Source organism: Holdemanella sp. DFI.5.55 (assembly GCF_020593575.1).
Lineage (GTDB): Bacteria > Bacillota_I > Bacilli_A > Erysipelotrichales > Erysipelotrichaceae > Holdemanella > Holdemanella hominis.
This window is the reverse complement of the sequence record NZ_JAJDMK010000379.1, coordinates 1-235: the sequence shown is the minus strand read 5'-3', so window position 1 is coordinate 235 and position 235 is coordinate 1. Positions and strand designations below refer to the sequence as shown.

Below are 235 nucleotides of genomic sequence, written 5' to 3'. Positions count from 1 at the left end.
ATAGTAAAGACAATGTGTCTATGAGGGCAGTCAAGACAAAAAGAAGTGGCTTTGGATGCAAGCTGTTTGGCATATTTAACACCACAGGCATTACAGAATCTTGAATGACAAGAATGTGGAATAATATTCCAGTTGTTACAATCGGTACATTCAAACTGATCAAAGCCAAGATAACATGTATGGCAAAGAAGAGAACGTTCTACATTGTCTAAAATGCAAGGACGAGCTTTACCGG

Annotated in this window: 1 protein-coding gene; it reads right to left on the bottom strand. The window is 38.3% G+C overall.

Features of this window, described 5'->3' with window-relative positions; all coding sequences use genetic code 11:
• A partial coding sequence (locus LJE08_RS14495) for a transposase zinc-binding domain-containing protein (protein WP_227403649.1) occupies positions 1–235 on the bottom strand: 235 nt, incomplete at both ends.